This window comes from Kluyvera fluvialis (assembly GCF_059725275.1).
Window position 1 is genome coordinate 3,814,211 of sequence record NZ_AP046142.1, and the last position, 15,431, is coordinate 3,829,641.

The 15,431-nt window shown below is 53.7% G+C and carries 13 protein-coding genes; 10 read left to right on the forward strand and 3 right to left on the reverse strand.

The annotated features are described in order from the left end of the window. Nucleotides 1-1,467, reverse strand: coding sequence for a 5-carboxymethyl-2-hydroxymuconate semialdehyde dehydrogenase (hpaE, locus tag AC6I4B_RS18115; RefSeq protein WP_497767166.1), 1,467 nt, complete (start codon nucleotides 1,465-1,467; stop codon nucleotides 1-3). Then, a complete protein-coding gene (gene hpaG / locus AC6I4B_RS18120; RefSeq protein ID WP_497767168.1) occupies nucleotides 1,464-2,753 on the reverse strand; it encodes a 4-hydroxyphenylacetate degradation bifunctional isomerase/decarboxylase in 1,290 nt (429 codons plus the stop codon). Before hpaG ends, hpaE begins: the two co-directional genes overlap by 4 nt. A gap of 264 nt (nucleotides 2,754-3,017) precedes the next feature. Here hpaG and hpaR point away from each other — a divergent pair, with 264 nt between their 5' ends. Beyond that, complete coding sequence (gene hpaR, locus AC6I4B_RS18125; protein ID WP_497767170.1) at nucleotides 3,018-3,431, forward strand: homoprotocatechuate degradation operon regulator HpaR; 414 nt, start codon at nucleotides 3,018-3,020, stop codon at nucleotides 3,429-3,431. 134 nt (nucleotides 3,432-3,565) lie between these two features. On the opposite strand, the gene AC6I4B_RS18130 is transcribed toward hpaR, so the two are convergent. Further along, nucleotides 3,566-3,967 carry a hypothetical protein gene (locus tag AC6I4B_RS18130; protein ID WP_497767171.1) on the reverse strand — a complete coding sequence of 134 codons (402 nt, stop codon included), beginning with the start codon at nucleotides 3,965-3,967 and terminating at the stop codon, nucleotides 3,566-3,568. Nucleotides 3,968-4,152: 185 nt separating this feature from the next. On the opposite strand from AC6I4B_RS18130, the gene AC6I4B_RS18135 reads away from it, so the two are divergent. From AC6I4B_RS18135 to AC6I4B_RS18175, 9 genes are read left to right on the forward strand one after another with little or no spacing between them, the layout of a single operon-like run. Beyond that, nucleotides 4,153-5,559: an undecaprenyl-phosphate glucose phosphotransferase gene (locus AC6I4B_RS18135; protein WP_497767173.1), complete on the forward strand. Its 1,407-nt coding sequence runs from the start codon at nucleotides 4,153-4,155 to the stop codon at nucleotides 5,557-5,559. A gap of 28 nt (nucleotides 5,560-5,587) precedes the next feature. Beyond that, nucleotides 5,588-6,835, forward strand: a complete 1,248-nt coding sequence (locus tag AC6I4B_RS18140; RefSeq protein ID WP_497772235.1) for an outer membrane beta-barrel protein — start codon at nucleotides 5,588-5,590, stop codon at nucleotides 6,833-6,835. A gap of 19 nt (nucleotides 6,836-6,854) precedes the next feature. Continuing rightward, nucleotides 6,855-7,388, forward strand: coding sequence for a polysaccharide biosynthesis/export family protein (locus AC6I4B_RS18145; protein ID WP_497772237.1), 534 nt, complete (start codon nucleotides 6,855-6,857; stop codon nucleotides 7,386-7,388). Between the two features lie 34 nt (nucleotides 7,389-7,422). Next, a complete protein-coding gene (locus AC6I4B_RS18150) occupies nucleotides 7,423-9,513 on the forward strand; it encodes a GumC family protein (RefSeq protein WP_497767175.1) in 2,091 nt (696 codons plus the stop codon). Then, entirely contained in the window at nucleotides 9,510-10,724 is a 1,215-nt protein-coding gene (locus AC6I4B_RS18155; RefSeq protein ID WP_497767177.1) for a lipopolysaccharide biosynthesis protein, read from the forward strand. The genes AC6I4B_RS18150 and AC6I4B_RS18155 overlap by 4 nt, the downstream gene beginning before the upstream one ends. After that, nucleotides 10,721-12,106 carry a capsular biosynthesis protein gene (locus AC6I4B_RS18160; protein WP_497767179.1) on the forward strand — a complete coding sequence of 462 codons (1,386 nt, stop codon included), beginning with the start codon at nucleotides 10,721-10,723 and terminating at the stop codon, nucleotides 12,104-12,106. Before AC6I4B_RS18155 ends, AC6I4B_RS18160 begins: the two co-directional genes overlap by 4 nt. After that, on the forward strand, nucleotides 12,099-13,103 hold the full coding sequence (locus tag AC6I4B_RS18165; RefSeq protein ID WP_497767180.1) for a glycosyltransferase family 2 protein: 1,005 nt from the start codon (nucleotides 12,099-12,101) through the stop codon (nucleotides 13,101-13,103). The genes AC6I4B_RS18160 and AC6I4B_RS18165 overlap by 8 nt, the downstream gene beginning before the upstream one ends. Further along, the gene (locus AC6I4B_RS18170; RefSeq protein ID WP_497767182.1) at nucleotides 13,100-14,320 is read left to right on the forward strand and encodes a glycosyltransferase family 4 protein; all 1,221 of its coding nucleotides are present in this window, start codon (nucleotides 13,100-13,102) and stop codon (nucleotides 14,318-14,320) included. Before AC6I4B_RS18165 ends, AC6I4B_RS18170 begins: the two co-directional genes overlap by 4 nt. Then, nucleotides 14,313-15,428, forward strand: coding sequence for a glycosyltransferase family 4 protein (locus AC6I4B_RS18175; RefSeq protein ID WP_497767184.1), 1,116 nt, complete (start codon nucleotides 14,313-14,315; stop codon nucleotides 15,426-15,428). The genes AC6I4B_RS18170 and AC6I4B_RS18175 overlap by 8 nt, the downstream gene beginning before the upstream one ends. Nucleotides 15,429-15,431 lie beyond the last annotated feature (3 nt).

The window sequence follows — 15,431 nt, forward strand, 5'->3', positions numbered from 1 at the left end:
TCAGACTCCCCATTTCGGAATGGGATGGTCGCCCATAGAAATGCAGACGTTTTTCATTTCCGCGAACACTTCAAAGCTGTATTCGCCGCCCTCGCGCCCAGTGCCAGAAGCCTTCACACCGCCAAACGGCTGGCGCAGGTCACGGACGTTTTGAGTGTTAACAAACACCATGCCCGCTTCGATGCCGCGCGCCAGACGCAGCACTTTGCTGACATCCTGCGTCCAGATGTAAGACGCCAGGCCATATTCGACATCGTTAGCCAAACGCAAACCTTCGGCTTCGTCTTTGAACGGCAGCAGGCAGGCGACCGGCCCGAAGATCTCCTCTTGCGCCACACGCATCCGGTTATCGACATCCGCTAGCACGGTGGGGCGCAGGAAGTTGCCGCCACGCAGGTGCGCGGGCAGGTCAGTCGGTTTGTCCGGCCCGCCCGCCAGCAGGGTTGCACCCTCTTCAATGCCGATACGGATATAACCGGAAACTTTTTCCCAATGTTGCTGGCTAATCAGTGCGCCCACCTGAGTGTTCGGATCCGTTGGGTCGCCCACGCGCAGACGGTTGGCGCGTTCGGCAAAACGCTTCACGAACTCCGGGTAAATGCTTTGTTGAATGAAAATGCGTGAACCGGCGGTGCAGCGTTCGCCGTTGATAGAGAAAATGGTGAACAGCGCGGCGTCGAGCGCCCGTTCAATATCGGCGTCTTCAAAAATCAGCACCGGAGATTTGCCGCCCAGCTCCATCGAATATTTTTTCAGCCCAGCGTTTTTCATGATGTTGCGCCCGGTCGCCGTGCCGCCGGTAAACGACACCGCCCGCACGTCGTGGTGGCGCACCAGCGCATCGCCCGCCGTCGCGCCGTAGCCCTGCACTACGTTGAGCACACCTGCTGGAATTCCCGCTTCCAGCGCCAGCTCCCCCAGACGGTCAGCCGTTAGCGGCGACAGTTCAGACATTTTCAGCACCGCCGTGTTACCCAGCGCCAGGCATGGCGCAACCTTCCAAGTGGCGGTCATAAACGGCACGTTCCACGGCGAAACCAGCGCGCACACCCCCACCGGTTGCACCAGCGTGTAGTTGAGCATCTTGTCATCAACCGGATAAGTTTTGCCGTTCATCTGCTGGCACACTTCAGCGAAAAACTCGAAGTTGTGTGACGCGCGGGGGATCAGCACATTTTGGGTCTGGTGAATCGGCAGGCCGGTGTCGGCGGTTTCCATCGCCGCAATTTCCGGCACGTTTTGGTCGATTAAATCGCCCAGACGACGCATCAGCCGCGCGCGTTCTTTCATTGGCAGACCCGCCCATTTCGGGAAGGCCTCTTTCGCTGCCGCTACCGCCTGGCTCACTTCCGCCTCACCGCCAGAAGCCACTTCCGCCAGCACTTCGCCGGTGGCGGGGTTAGTGGTGTGGAAGTAGTCATTCCCCGCCACATTTTTACCGTTGATCCAATGATTTATGGTTTTCATTTCGCAGTCTCCTCACTGACAATTCGGTTGACCAGGCGGCCCACGCCTTCCACTTCCACCACCACTTCGTCGCCCGGCAGTACATTGGACAAGCCTTTCGGCGTGCCGGTGGCAATCATGTCGCCCGGGCTTAGGGTCATAAATTGGCTTAAGTAGGCAATCAGGAAAGGGACGCTGAAAATAAGGTCGGCGGTCGTGCCCTGCTGGCGCAGTTCGCCGTTGACGAAAGTGCGCAACGTCAGATTGTGCGGGTCGGGAATCGCCGCTTTCGGCACAATCGTTGGCGACATAGGGGTCAGGCCGTCACGGCTTTTCACCCGCAGATTCGGGCGGTAGTAGTTTTCCAGGTAATCGCGGATGGCGTAGTCGTTGCACACGGTGTAACCCGCCACGTAATCCATCGCCTCGGCTTCGCTGACCTTGCGCGCCGTTTTACCGATAACCACCACCAGCTCAGCCTCGTAGTGCATGTACTCGATGTTATTCGGGCGCACCGACGTCTGCCCGTCGCCGGTTAAGGTATTCGGCGCTTTGAGGAATACCAGCGGTTCTTCCGGCGGTTTAAATTCCAGCTCGCTGGCGTGGTCGGCGTAGTTCAGCCCCAGCGCAAACAGCGTGCCGTGCGGGTGCGGCAACAGTGGGAAGGTTTTCGGCGTGGTGATTTGGCGCTCATCGACCACGGGGTTTTCAAGCGGCGGGAAACCTTCTGCCACAATCCGCAACCGGTCGCCGGGATGAATTGCCACGCGCGTTTGTGGCGTCCCCAGCAAGATGGCATCGCCCGGGTTCAGGGTGGCAAATTCGCTCAACGCACTCAGCAGTTGGGCGGCATTGCGTTGCAGGTCGGCGGTGTTCCAGCTATCCACCTGGTGGCCGTTGATTTCAGTCACGATAGTCAGGTTATCGACATTTTTCAGCGCCACCGTTTCGCCCATCGGGCAAAAACCGTCGCGGCATTTCGCCTTAATCGCCGGGCGGTAGAAGCTCTCCTCCGGCAGGCTGATGTCGTTGGCCAGCGCGTAACCGGCGATGTACTGCGCGGCGTTTTCCTCGCTCACTTTGCTCGCGGTTTTTCCAACCACCAGCGCAACCGTTGCCCCGCTTTGCACTGTTTCACCCTGTGGATACGGCACTGGCTCGCCGCCACCAATGACGGTATTGCGCGGTTTAATAAACCACACCGCCGTTTTCGGCGGGGTTTGATAAGGGGCTTGCTCAAACGCTTCACGCCAGGCATCCAACTGGCTGCGGTGGTTAAGCGCCACGGCGAAAACAGTACCTTTCATCTACAGCTCCTTAGAGACAGTGCTTATTTCATTAATATGTTAATGATGTGTTTTATTCCTCCTGTGGTTATTTAGCAAACAGAAGTAGATAATTTGTGACTTGATTAACAATAATTTCACACTTAAAATATTTATTCTTTATTTATCAGGCAATTATTAAAAACGGATTTAGTGAGCAATCTATCCAGGTAAAAAATCACTGTTGATAAAAACAACATTGCTATATTGTTCATATATTAACGATAGGCAGTTTGGGGACGCACAATGCATGATTCTTTAACCATCGCGCTGATGCAGGCGCGCGAGGTGGCGATGGGCTATTTCCGCCCGATTGTGAAGCAGCACAACCTCACGGAGCAGCAGTGGCGTATTGTCCGTGTGCTGGTTGATAACCCGTCGATGGATTTTCACGATTTGGCATTCAGCACCTGTATTCTGCGCCCTAGCCTGACCGGTATTTTGACGCGCATGGAGCGCGATGGCCTGGTGCTTCGCCTGAAGCCGGTAAACGATCAGCGCAAGCTGTATGTTTCGCTCACCAAAGAGGGGTATGCGTTGTACGAACGGGCGCAAGCGCAGGTGGAAGCGGCGTATCAGCAGATTGAAACAAAATTTACGCCGGAGAAGATGCAGCAGTTAACCGCCCTGCTGCACGAATTTATTGCTCTGGAAAAATAACCGACACCGCCTGTTTTACTCACCAATCATCGCCTGATGGCGCTGGTTGTAGGCCGGATAAGGTGCTTGCGCCGCCATCCGGCAATCCGCACCATTCTGCCTGATGGCGCAAGTTTGTAGGCCGGATAAGGCGTTTACGCCGCCATCCGGCAATCCACACCGTTCTTGCCTGATGGCGCTGGTTGTAGGCCGGATAAGGCACTTGTGCCGCCATCCGGCAATCCGCACCGTTCTGCCTGATGGCGCTGGTTGTAGGCCGGATAAGGCACTTGTGCCGCCATCCGGCAATCCGCACCGTTCTGCCTGATGGCGCCGGTTGTAGGCCGGATAAGGCACTTGCGCCGCCATCCGGCAATCCGCACCATTCTGCCTGATGGCGCTGCGCTTATCAGGCCTACGCAGGTTTGTACGCCGCCATTCTCACACTGCACCATGCCACATAACGCCACATACCATCCGTCATAGAGAATAGCTGGCTTATAAATATCGCGATGCCTTTTCTGCACTTTTTTAAATCCACCAAAGACATTTGCCATTTACATTTGCTAATATATGTAAGAAGAAAATCAGGATATCCTCATAAGAAATCATCAATACACCTTAGCCTTTGCTAAACTGGTTGATGTAACGAGAGATTTATTTTTATTTTCATGTAAGTGGCATAAAACAAACTCGAATTACACCAAATATAGAATAATCTTATTAAGGAATGGGCTAAAAAATGCTTAGCCATCGGATTAGAATTAAGCGACGAGGGTACTCCATTGTTGCTAAATTTATTGATTTTGCATCAATGAATTTTTCATCAATATTATTCTTTTACTTATTTTCGCAACAAGATTTTTACAATGGCATCATATTTAGCATTCTGTTTTCCATTGTTTTCCTGTTAATAGGTGAATATACCAGCGTTTATAACTACCGAATCAAAAGTCTCCGCCTGTCAGAATTCCCTCGCTTCGCCGGAACCTGCCTGCTGTCGTTTGTTTTTATGGAAGTTTTAAGAATTTCATTCAATTACTTCAACGACATGCACCTTACTGGCCTTTGGGACTTCCCACTGTTTCCGCCGCCGCTGCTGCCTTACGCAGTGCCGCTGCTAACGGTGTTCATTGTCAGACTAGTTTTGATCAAGCGCTTTAAGCAGAAAAGACTACGTATTGCTATCGTGGGTATGACCCCAGCGGGTTTAGCCGCAGAACAAGAACTATTGAAAGAATATAGCTGGGAAAAGATTGACTTAGCTTATTATGACGACAGATGTGAAAGTCGCTTTGGTTATCTCACCCAAGCCCCTTATCGCGGTAAAGTCAATGACCTGCTGGAACAAGCAAAAAAAGGGGAATTAGACGAGATTTATATTGCTCTGCCAATGGCAGCAGTAGAGCGTATTCGTCATTTTCTCGCCATGATGTCTGACACCACTGTCGATACATTTATTGTTCCTGACCTCTACGCATATAGTTCGCATACCACCGAAGTTCGCATGATAGGTAATATGCAAGCAGTTAGCATTCTCAGTTCGCCCTTTGATGACGGTGGCGCAATAATAAAACGTGCAGAAGATTTGATCCTCGGCACTTTAATAACGCTTCTTATTTCACCATTAATGCTATTTATTGCTATCGGCATCAAGCTCACCTCGCGCGGGCCGGTGATATTTAAGCAAGATCGCTATGGTTTAAGCGGTCAAAAAATCACGGTGTATAAATTCCGCTCAATGCGCGTGATGGAAAACGCCGATGTCGTGGTACAGGCAACCAAGCAAGACCCGCGCGTCACGCGATTTGGTTCATTCCTGCGCCGTAAATCACTGGATGAGCTGCCGCAGTTTATTAACGTTATCCAGGGCCGTATGTCGATTGTCGGGCCACGCCCTCACGCCGTTGCGCACAACGAGGAATATCGCCAGATAGTTAATAACTACATGATTCGCCACAAGGTAAAACCGGGCATCACCGGGCTGGCGCAGGTCAACGGCTACCGTGGCGAAGTGGATACTCTGGATAAGATGGAAAAACGCATCCAGTACGATATCGACTACATTCAAAACTGGTCACTGTGGTTGGATATTAAAATCATCCTGAAAACCATGACGAAAGGTTTTTCCGGTGAAAACGCCTACTAGTGCGCTATTGCTTGCCGGTTTAGCGGCCATGCCTTCGGCGTGGGCGCTTCCGCAGCCGAAATCACATGTCGGCGTGGCTGGCATTGATTTTCAAAGCCAGGTCACCGCCAACTACGGGCAGGTCAGTAATGTGACCTATCAGCCGTGGGCCAAAAACGAAATCAGTTCGTCGTATTATCACGTCAGCCCAATGCTGCGCATGATTGGCGACCGCTATGAAGACCATTATCTGCTGATGTATTCCGGCGATTATCGCCGTTATACCCAGGACAGCGCCGACGACTATAGCAACCACTTTTTACGTTTCACCGGCCAGTGGCGCTACGGGCAGATGCACGGTTTAAGCGTGGATTTGCAAGACACGCTGGGCCATGAAGAGCGCGGTAGAGGCATTAGCGAAGGCTTTCTGCCAGAGCAGTTTAAAGCGTTTGGTATTGATAAGCCGCTGAATACGCGCTTTCTCAGCAGCGAAGTGCGCTACAGCTTTGGCGCGCCGGAAGGCCGGGGCAAAGTTGAAACCGCCCTCCTCTATAAGCAATTGCGCTTTAAAAAGCTCGACGATGTGCGCGCGGCGGATGGCGATTTTTATCAGTACATCCGCGATCAGGAGTGGCATGAGCCAAGCCTGGTGGTCGAGCTGTTTGATATGTACAGCAAAAATAACCGCTTCCGCTATAGCTTTATTACCAACCAGCGGCGCTATGAAACGACATCGCTGAAAGACAGCAACGAGTACTATCTGCTGTACGGTTATAAGGGGCAAATCACCGGTAAAACCCACATAGATGCCAACGTGTCCTGGCTGTACAAGCAGTTTATCACCGCGCCTGATGCACAGGATTTCAACGGTCTGAACTGGAACGTTGAGCTGGTGTGGAAACCCCTTCAGCACTCGGCGTGGACGCTGCACAGCGATCAGCACATTAAGGACCCATCCGAAGTGGGCGGCTATATCCAGGTGATGGAAAACGGCCTGGCCTGGACGCACCATTGGTGGGTTGACCGTTTATCAACCACCATTGATTACACCTACGTGACTGAAACCTATAAAAAGCAGGTTAACCATCGCAAAGACCGTGATGGCCTGCTGACATTGAGCGCAAGCTATGACTTCCGCCCTTCCATCAATTTTGAACTGAAGTATCAGAAAGACACGCTGCGTTCAAACAAGGAGACCGACTCGTTCTTTATTGGGCCAAACTACGAGCGAGAAGTAGATAGAACGCTGGGTTATAACAACCAATTGATTATGTTTACGGCCAGGGTACAAATCTAACGTGAAAAATTTAATCGCGATGTTTCTCCTCCTCTGTTGCAGCCTGGTGACGGCGTGCAGTACGCCAACACCGTTAATGGACACGCCGTCGAAGGATAACCGTTACTGGTTGGGTGAAGGTGACCAGGTCAGTATCACGGTAGCCGGTGAGCCGGATATGACCATGCGCTTTTTGCTCGATAGCAGCGGCACCATCGTCTTCCCCTACATTGGGCAACTCGTGTTATCCGGTAAAACGCCGGAAGAGGTCAGCGCGGAGCTAACCAAACGCCTGCGCGGTGATTATCTGCAAAACCCGATGGTGACCGTTACGGTCACCCAGTTCCGTAATATTTATATTCTCGGCGAAGTGGAAAAACCGGACGGCTACCCCTGGCAGCCGGGCCTGACCGTTGAGAAAGCGCTGGCGCTGGGTGGCGGTTTTACCGACCGCGCGGATAAACACGACCTGAGTATTCGGCTTTCTGGCAGTAATACGCTGCTGGAGAACGTGGATGTCCGTCATTCGCTGCATCCTGGGGACACGGTCATCATTGGTATGAGCTTCTTCTGATATGAAACTATCGATGGTTGAGCAAGGAAAAAAAATGGAAAACGTGGTGGAGTTTTCCCGATACACCCGCCAGATCCGCAGCAAAATCTGGCGTCTTCTGGCGGTTGTTGTCGTCACCGCCGTGGTCGCCTATCCGCTGATTAGGCTTATCCCGTCTAAATATGTCGCCACCTCGGCGGTGATGATTAAGGCGCTGCAAGACGATACCACGCCGCTGCCGCAGCTTAGCCGCTATGACGCCACCCGCAGCGATTTCTACGAAACGCAGTATGCGCTGGTGCAGTCGCGCGTGGTGCTGCAAAAAGCGATTACTCGCCTTCAATTAGACCGTGAGCCAACGTTTAACGGCGGCATTGAAGCCAGCCAGTGTACGGCGGATAACGCCGCGCAGCGTATGGAAAGCACGCTGAAAAACGTGGTCAATAACCTGTCGGTGAGCGGCGTGCGTAACACCCAGTTAATTGACATCAGCTATCAGTCACCGTCGGCGGAAATAGCGGCAAACGTCGCGAACGGCGTAGCGCAGGCGTATATCGATGCCTCGGTTGAGCAAAAGCACAAGGCGACGAAAGAAGCCCAGGCCTGGAACCAGCAGCAGATGGATCGCGTGCAGCAGCAAATGGTGGAGCAGAAAGCCGCCATTGACGATTTTCTGAAAAAAGAGGATCTGCTGACGTTCCGTGGCGTCGATGGCTTTGAAACCGAGCAGTTGGGCATTATCACAAACCGTCTGGCTGACTCCACGCAGCGCCGTATTGCCGCCCAGGCGCAGTACGATGAAGTGCAAAAAGCACTGGCAGACCACGCCCCGGAAGACATTATCTCCCTGCCGCAGTTTTCCGACCATTCACAGATTCAAGACTTGCGCATTGCGCTGACCCAAACGCGGCGCAGCCTGGCGGAGCTACGTAAACGCTATGGGCCGAAGCACGATAAAATTCTTGAAGCGCAGGCACAGGTCAGCGCGGTGAACGGGCAAATTAGCCAGGTCATCAGCGAACTGGCACGCGGCGCACGCCAGCAGTATCAGGCCGCGCTGGACGATGAAAACCACTACAAGGCGATGCTCGACAGCCAAAAAGAGAATTTCCAGCAGTTGGCGGGCAAACGCGACCAGTACAACACCATGATGGCGGCGCTGAATAAAACGCAGGAGCTGTATCAAACCCTGTATCAACGCTCGCACGAGCAGGCGCTGTCGCTGTCGCTCGACCAACCGGACGCGCTGATTTCAGACCCCGCCGTGCCGCCGGAACGCCCAGCCAAACCGAATAAACCAATGCTGTGGATGATTGTCGTGGTACTCGTTAGCCTGCTGTATCTGGTGTGGCTGATTGTTGGTGCGGCGCTCAACAACACCCTGAATAGCATGAGCCAGTTGGCGAAAAGCCTGAATCTGCCCGTCCTCGGTGAGCTGCCGGTGTTCACCGAGTCTGACGACCGTCAGGCGCTGCTGACGCGGCTATTTAACGACCCGCTGCGCGCCGATTTAGTCCATGCGATTCGTACCCAGTTAATGCTGATGACCCCGTCGCCGCAGAGCGTGGCGCTGGCCTCCGCACAGCCGGGCGAAGGCCGTACGCTGGTCGCCCAGGCGCTGGCGCGATCGTTTAGCGTCGATCAAAAAACGCTGCTGATCGATATGGATTATGCCAACGATACAGGCCTGTCAGACGCGAAAACGCCGGGGCTAGCCGAGGTGATTTTAGGCAGCAAAACGCTGGATGAGGTGTTAGTGAAACAGTCTGACCATCTCACCTTCTTACCGCGTGGCCATCTTAGCGGCTCTGCCCTGCTGATGCTGACATCACCGCAGCTTACGGCGCTTCTCGACACTCTGCGCACGCGCTATCAACGCATCATTATCGACACGCCAGCCGCCAGCCAGGCGCAGGACTGCCAACTGATTGGCCGCCTGTCTGACGGAGTGCTGTTGGTGTCGCAGGCCGGACGTTTACAGGCCAGTGAACTGCAAGCGCTGCAAGACACTTTACGCCGCGAGCACTGCACACTGGTTGGCGCGGTGCTCAACAAAGTGAGCGATGACAACCTGGAAAGCAAAGAGGGCGACCGCCTTATCCACCAGCAGGTGGGTGAGTTTATCGCACCGGTGAAATCACGATGAATTTGTTACGCAGCATTACGACCATTGCCAGTTCATCGGTTGTCTCTCAGCTTATTGGCGCACTGTCTATTTGGTTTATTTCGCATAAATACGGCATGGCGGAAGTGGGGATTTACTCACTGATTTACAGCATTGTGCTGGTTGGCGCGCAGGTGTGCACGTTTGCCTCGCAGTTGCTGATCCCCCGCCAGCCAGACGATGAGCAACTGGCGCGGAACGTCGCTTTCTGCGTGATCCAGAGCCTGATTATCGCCATCCCTTACGCGGTGCTGACTTCGTGGTTATTCCACCAGGATGTGCTGTTCCTGTACCTGCTGACGCTGAGCTACGCGCTGGTTCTGGTGGCGGAAAACCTGTCGCTTCGCACGGGGAATTACCGTTTTCTGGTGTTCCAGCGGATGATGGTTTCCGTAGTGGTGATTGTCGCCCTGCTGGTGACTTCTCACGCGGCGGCCTTTTACTGGCTGTGGACAGCAGAAATGTTGCTGCTGATTACCGGCTGTATTATTCACACCTTCCGCCTGCGCACCCTGCGTTGGGCGCACTGGGGAATCAAAAGCAACGTCGCGTTCTTCCGTGAGCATCGCCATCATCTGAGCAAAGTGGGTACGGCTGAAGTGCTGGCGATGGTGAACAACAACTTGCCTATCATGCTGATTAACTTCTGGTTCTCGGCGCTGACGGCGGGTTATTTCTCGGTAGTCATGCGCTTTTGTCTGTCGCCGGTAACTATTGTCGGCAACGCGGTGCGCAACTCCATTTTCTCGAAATGGTCGATGGATTTCCGCCAGCAGACCTTTAACTACCCGGAATATAAAAAGGTACGTTTGTTACTGCTGGTGCTGGCGGTGGTCTGCACTCTCGGCGTGCTGATTTTCTACCCGCTGGTGATGAAACTGGGCTTTAGCGCCGAATGGATAGCCTCTGTGCCGTCTTCCCGCTATATCCTGCCGTACCTGTTCCTGGCGCTGGCGATTAGCCCGTTAACCGTTATTGAACTGATTTTTGGCTCTCACTTTTACTTCCTGCGCATTCAGGTCGAGCAACTGGCGATTACCCTGCTGGCGTTTTTGGTGCTGCCGTATTTCGGCCAGAGCTATCCGGTGGCGGTACTGACGTTCTCACTGTTGACGCTGCTGCGTTATCTGTTCATCTGGCGACAGATGAATAAACGCGCGGCGAAACTCAGCCAGCAAATGGCGCATCCATGATCCTCAATAACGCGCTGTGGCTGCAAATCTACACCCTCGTTACGCTGTTATTTTGCGGTGTGGTGCAGTATTTCACCGGCATTCTGGCGGTGCTGTGGCTGCCGGTTATTATGGCCTTTGCAACTGCCGGGATGCTGCTGATGCAAACCCGGCATACGCCGCTGGCGCTAGATTTGTCCGAGATGATGCTGCTGGTTATCTATCTCTGTTTTCTGCTGCTGGCGCTTATCAGCACCTATTTGCAGGGCGGCGTCACCGTCACCATTATCGGCATCAAAAACGAAATCGGCATGTCGCTGGTGCTGTTTTGCCTGCTGCTGGGGTTTTGTCGCGAGTCGCAAATTTATCGCGTTAGCCGCCTGTTGTACTGGGTGTTTTACGCCCAATTCCCACTGGTGATTTACCAAATTTTGATTGTGCTACCAAAGCGTGTCGCCGCGCGCGGGGAGTATGAAAAATGGGATTCCGTGGTTGGCACTTTCGGCGGCGACCCAATGGGCGGCGGCAACACGGCGGTGATGGGCATGTTTTGCCTGCTGATTATGCTGATGAAGCTGTCCGAGCTAAAACACGGCGTGACCACCTGGCGCTCGGCGGGGGTTCATATTGGCCTTGCGTTTATGCTGTGCGTGATGGGCGAGATAAAATTTATCATTCTGCTGTCGCCGTTTTTGATGGCGCTGGTGTGGAGTATGCCGTCCTGGGTGAAGGGCGTCAGCAAGGTGACGCTCAAAACGCTGCTGATCATTTTTGCGGTGATGGGCGGGCTGATTTCGCTGGCGATTATGGTGCTCTCCGCCGGTTACTCATCGGCGTTTGGCGGCGCAGCGGGGAAAAGCTCGCTGAGCATCTTCCTCGACTCTCTCGACTATATCTTTGATACCAACTACATCATGGCCGCCACCGGTGAGCTGGGGCGTTTGACGACCATTTTCTTCTGGGCGAAACACAGCGACATGTGGGGCATTTCAAGCCAGCTATTTGGCTACGGGCTGAATGCCACCAACAGCGGCAGCGCCGTTTCTGCGGGCTATCTCAACTTGATATTCCACCTGGTGCTCGACTCCACCTCTCTCAGCATGTTGCTGTGGGAAGTCGGCATTATCGGCACGGTGCTGTTTATCGGCCTGCTGCTGTGGATTATCCGCATCACCTGGCCGCGCCCGTCGCTCGATATCAATCAATTAGATAACCAAGATAAACAACTGCTGAGCTACGGCCCGGCGTTTACCGTTTTTATCATCGGCTGTCTGCTTAGCCTGCCTTATAGCCAGACATTGATGATCACGCCTTTATTGCAATTTTTGTTTTATCTGACGAGCGGTTCGGCCCTGGTCATTCGCCGCACCGTTCATCGTTCAAGCCGGAGGGAGTATGAGTAACCTGCCTTTTATCACTGCCAGCATTAAGACCTTTAATGAGGCAAAAGGCATTGAGAAAACCATAGACAGCATCGATAGACAGTTGGCGGCATACCCGCACGAAGTCATCGTCGCCGATAGCCTGTCTACCGACAACACCCGCGAATTGGCCAGTGCCAAAGGCGCGACGGTGGTGTCATTACTTCACCCGGAAGAACGCAGCTGCGGCGTCGGTCACCAGTTGGGTTATTTGCATAGCCACGGCGAGTTTCTGCTGCTGATGGACGGTGATATGGAGCTGGACGAAGGCTTTATTGATGCCGCCGTGGCCTTTTTACAGTCTCATCCTGACTATGCGGGCGTGGCAGGCCGCGTGACGATGGACGAAGGCAGCAACTACGAGTTTAAGTCGCGCAAACAGCGCATCGACCGAATCTATCCGCTGGGCGATTGCGATCACCTGGCGGGCGGTGGCTTGTACCGACGCAGCGCCATTGAGAAAGTGGGCTACCTCACGCATCGTGGGCTGCACGGCTATGAAGAAGCAGAGCTGGGGATTCGCCTGCTTAGCGCAGGTTTTAAACTTCACCGTTTGGATGTGCCCTACTTCAGCCATACCTCGCATACCCTGCCGACTTTCGCCATGCTTCGCTATCGCTGGAAAAACCGTTTCCTGAGCTGTTCTGGCGAGCTGCTGCGCAGTTCATGGGGTAAACCCTGGTTCCGCGATGCCTTAAGCATTGCCCGTAACGAAATCATTTTTACCCTGTATGTGCTGGGGCTGCTGGCGGTGTTGTTCACCGGGCATCCGCTGCTGTGCGCCCTTTCGCTGCTGCCGCTGGTGCTGTTTATTTTGTTAAAAACCGTCAAGAACCGTTCACTGTTCGCTGGTCTGCATAGCGTTCTGAACCTGACGGTGTTTTCTGCCGGGTTGATTCGTGGGCTACTGACCCCGATGCCAGACCCCTTGCAGCCACCGGAAAATACCGTTGTCAGTCATCAGGATGCGGAAAAATGAAAGTCCTGCTCGTTAATAAGTTCTTCTTTATCAAAGGCGGCGCTGAAACCGTCTATTTCCAGGAAAGTGACCAGCTCAAAGCGGCGGGGATCCAGGTGATGGATTTCGCCATGCAGCATAAGAGCAATTTTGCCTCGGCCTATTCCGACTGGTTTGTCAGTAACGTCGATTATCACGGTCGCGATGGCATCATCGGCAAGGTCAAAACGGCCATCAACTTTATCCATAACAGCGAGGCATGTCAGAAATTTAACGACCTGCTGCTGCGTGAAAAACCGGATATTGTGCATTTCCATAATATTTATCATCAGCTTACGCCGTCGATTATTGGCATTGCCAGGCGCTTTGGCTGCAAAACGGTACTGACCGCGCACGACTACAAAATTATCTGCCCGTCTTACACCATGCTGCGCGATGGTCATATCTGCGAAGCCTGTCTGGATGGTTCGGTCTTTAACGCCTTCCGCTACCGTTGCCAGGAAGGATCTGCGGGCAAAAGCCTGCTGCTGTCGCTGGAAGCGCTGTGGCAGGATCTGGCGCGCAACTACCACAAACTGGACGCCATTATTTCGCCGAGCGCATTTTTGCGTGAGAAAGTGATTCGTAAAATCACCGATGTGCCCGTAGAGGTCATCGTCAACGGCATTGATGATAGCCAGCCGATTGGCGACAACCGCGACGAGGGCTACTTCCTGTTTATTGGCCGTCTGAGCCGGGAAAAAGGGGTCGCTACGCTTGCGCAGGCGCATCAGCAGATGAAACACCGTCTGCCGCTAAAAATTGCCGGTGATGGCCCGCTGTATAAAGACCTGGTCGCGCGCTTCCCGGGGGCGGAATTCCTCGGCTATCAGCAGCAAGGCGAAGGGCTGAATAACCTGATTCGCCACGCCCGCGCGGTGATTGTCCCTTCCGAATACTACGAGAACTGCTCGATGTCGGTGCTGGAAGCAATGTCGTTTGGCAAGCCGGTCGTTGGCGGCAACATCGGCGGTATTCCAGAGCAAATTCGTGATGGCGAAGAAGGACGGCTGTTTGAACCCGGCAATGTGACCGAACTGGCCGCGATTCTGGATGAGCTATCCTGCGACCCCGACGGCGCGCGCCAGCTTGGCGAACGCGCCCGCCAGCGCTTAGAGAGCAAATACTCGCTGCGTGTACACATGGAAGCGTTAATCGCGCTGTACCAGAAATTGCTAAATGGAATGCCTAATGACTAAGCGAATCACCGTGCTGGGAACGCGCGGTATCCCTGATGTGCTGGGCGGCGTGGAAACGCATTGCCAGAATCTTTACCCGGCGATTAAAGCGCATAACGATGTCGATATATGCGTGATTGCCCGCTCACCGTATGTGACCTATCGTCGCGGCGTCTATCGGGGGGTAAAAACACGGGCGATTTGGGCACCAAAGAAAAAGTCGCTGGAAGCGATTGTCCATTCAACGCTCGCCGCACTGGCCTCTCGCGTTGACGGCTCTGACGTGGTTCACGTTCATGCCGTCGGTCCTGGTTTGGTGGTTCCCCTGCTGCGCTTGCTGGGTAAAAAAGTGGTGTTTACCCACCACGGGCCAGACTACGTGCGCCAAAAATGGGGCGGCTTCGCACGCAAAATGTTGATGCTTGGCGAGCGCTGGGCGGTGAAATACGCCAATGAAGTTATCGTGATTTCTGAGGTGATTAATACGCTGATTCAGGAACAGTATGGGCGTAATGACGCGCATTTGATTCCAAATGGTGTGCATCTTCGGCCACCGCTGGAGGGCGAAATCGCGCATAACGTGCTGGATGCCTATTCGCTAAAACCGCGTGAATACGTGGTGGCGGTGAGCCGTTTTGTGGAAGAAAAAGGGCTGCATGATCTGATTGCCGCCTGGAAGCAGTCCGATATCCGCTGGCCTTTAGTGCTGGTGGGCGATGCCGACCACCCGACGCAGTACAGCGAAAAGCTCAAACATCTGGCGCGTGAAACGCCAGGGGTTATCCTGACCGGCTTTGTCAGTGGCGATACCTTGCAGGCCATATTCTCACAGGCGCGGCTGTTCGCGATGCCCTCTTACCATGAAGGCCTGCCGATTGCGCTACTGGAGGCGATGTCGTATTCATTGCCGGTCATCATCAGCGATATTCCGGCTAATCTTGAAGTGGGGCTTGAGGCAGAGGCTTATTTTCCGGTGGGCGATGTCGCCGCGCTGGCGGCAAAAATAGCCCAACGAATCGACTTGCCAGGCCAGGATTACCAAAACTATCTGACCCGTTACAACTGGGATACTATTGCCGAGCAAACCATGCAGGTTTACCGACAGTTGCTCAATAACAAAACAGGCTAATTT

Coding starts and splice junctions, on each gene's coding strand:
- hpaG (WP_497767168.1), bottom strand. CDS start 2,753: ATGAAAGGTACTGTTTTCGCCGTGGCGCTTAACCACCGCAGCCAGTTG.
- AC6I4B_RS18150 (WP_497767175.1), top strand. CDS start 7,423: ATGGAAAACGTGGTGGAGTTTTCCCGATACACCCGCCAGATCCGCAGC.
- AC6I4B_RS18145 (WP_497772237.1), top strand. CDS start 6,855: ATGTTTCTCCTCCTCTGTTGCAGCCTGGTGACGGCGTGCAGTACGCCA.
- AC6I4B_RS18140 (WP_497772235.1), top strand. CDS start 5,588: ATGCCTTCGGCGTGGGCGCTTCCGCAGCCGAAATCACATGTCGGCGTG.
- AC6I4B_RS18175 (WP_497767184.1), top strand. CDS start 14,313: ATGACTAAGCGAATCACCGTGCTGGGAACGCGCGGTATCCCTGATGTG.
- AC6I4B_RS18160 (WP_497767179.1), top strand. CDS start 10,721: ATGATCCTCAATAACGCGCTGTGGCTGCAAATCTACACCCTCGTTACG.
- AC6I4B_RS18165 (WP_497767180.1), top strand. CDS start 12,099: ATGAGTAACCTGCCTTTTATCACTGCCAGCATTAAGACCTTTAATGAG.
- hpaR (WP_497767170.1), top strand. CDS start 3,018: ATGCATGATTCTTTAACCATCGCGCTGATGCAGGCGCGCGAGGTGGCG.
- hpaE (WP_497767166.1), bottom strand. CDS start 1,467: ATGAAAACCATAAATCATTGGATCAACGGTAAAAATGTGGCGGGGAAT.
- AC6I4B_RS18130 (WP_497767171.1), bottom strand. CDS start 3,967: ATGGCAAATGTCTTTGGTGGATTTAAAAAAGTGCAGAAAAGGCATCGC.
- AC6I4B_RS18170 (WP_497767182.1), top strand. CDS start 13,100: ATGAAAGTCCTGCTCGTTAATAAGTTCTTCTTTATCAAAGGCGGCGCT.
- AC6I4B_RS18135 (WP_497767173.1), top strand. CDS start 4,153: ATGCTTAGCCATCGGATTAGAATTAAGCGACGAGGGTACTCCATTGTT.
- AC6I4B_RS18155 (WP_497767177.1), top strand. CDS start 9,510: ATGAATTTGTTACGCAGCATTACGACCATTGCCAGTTCATCGGTTGTC.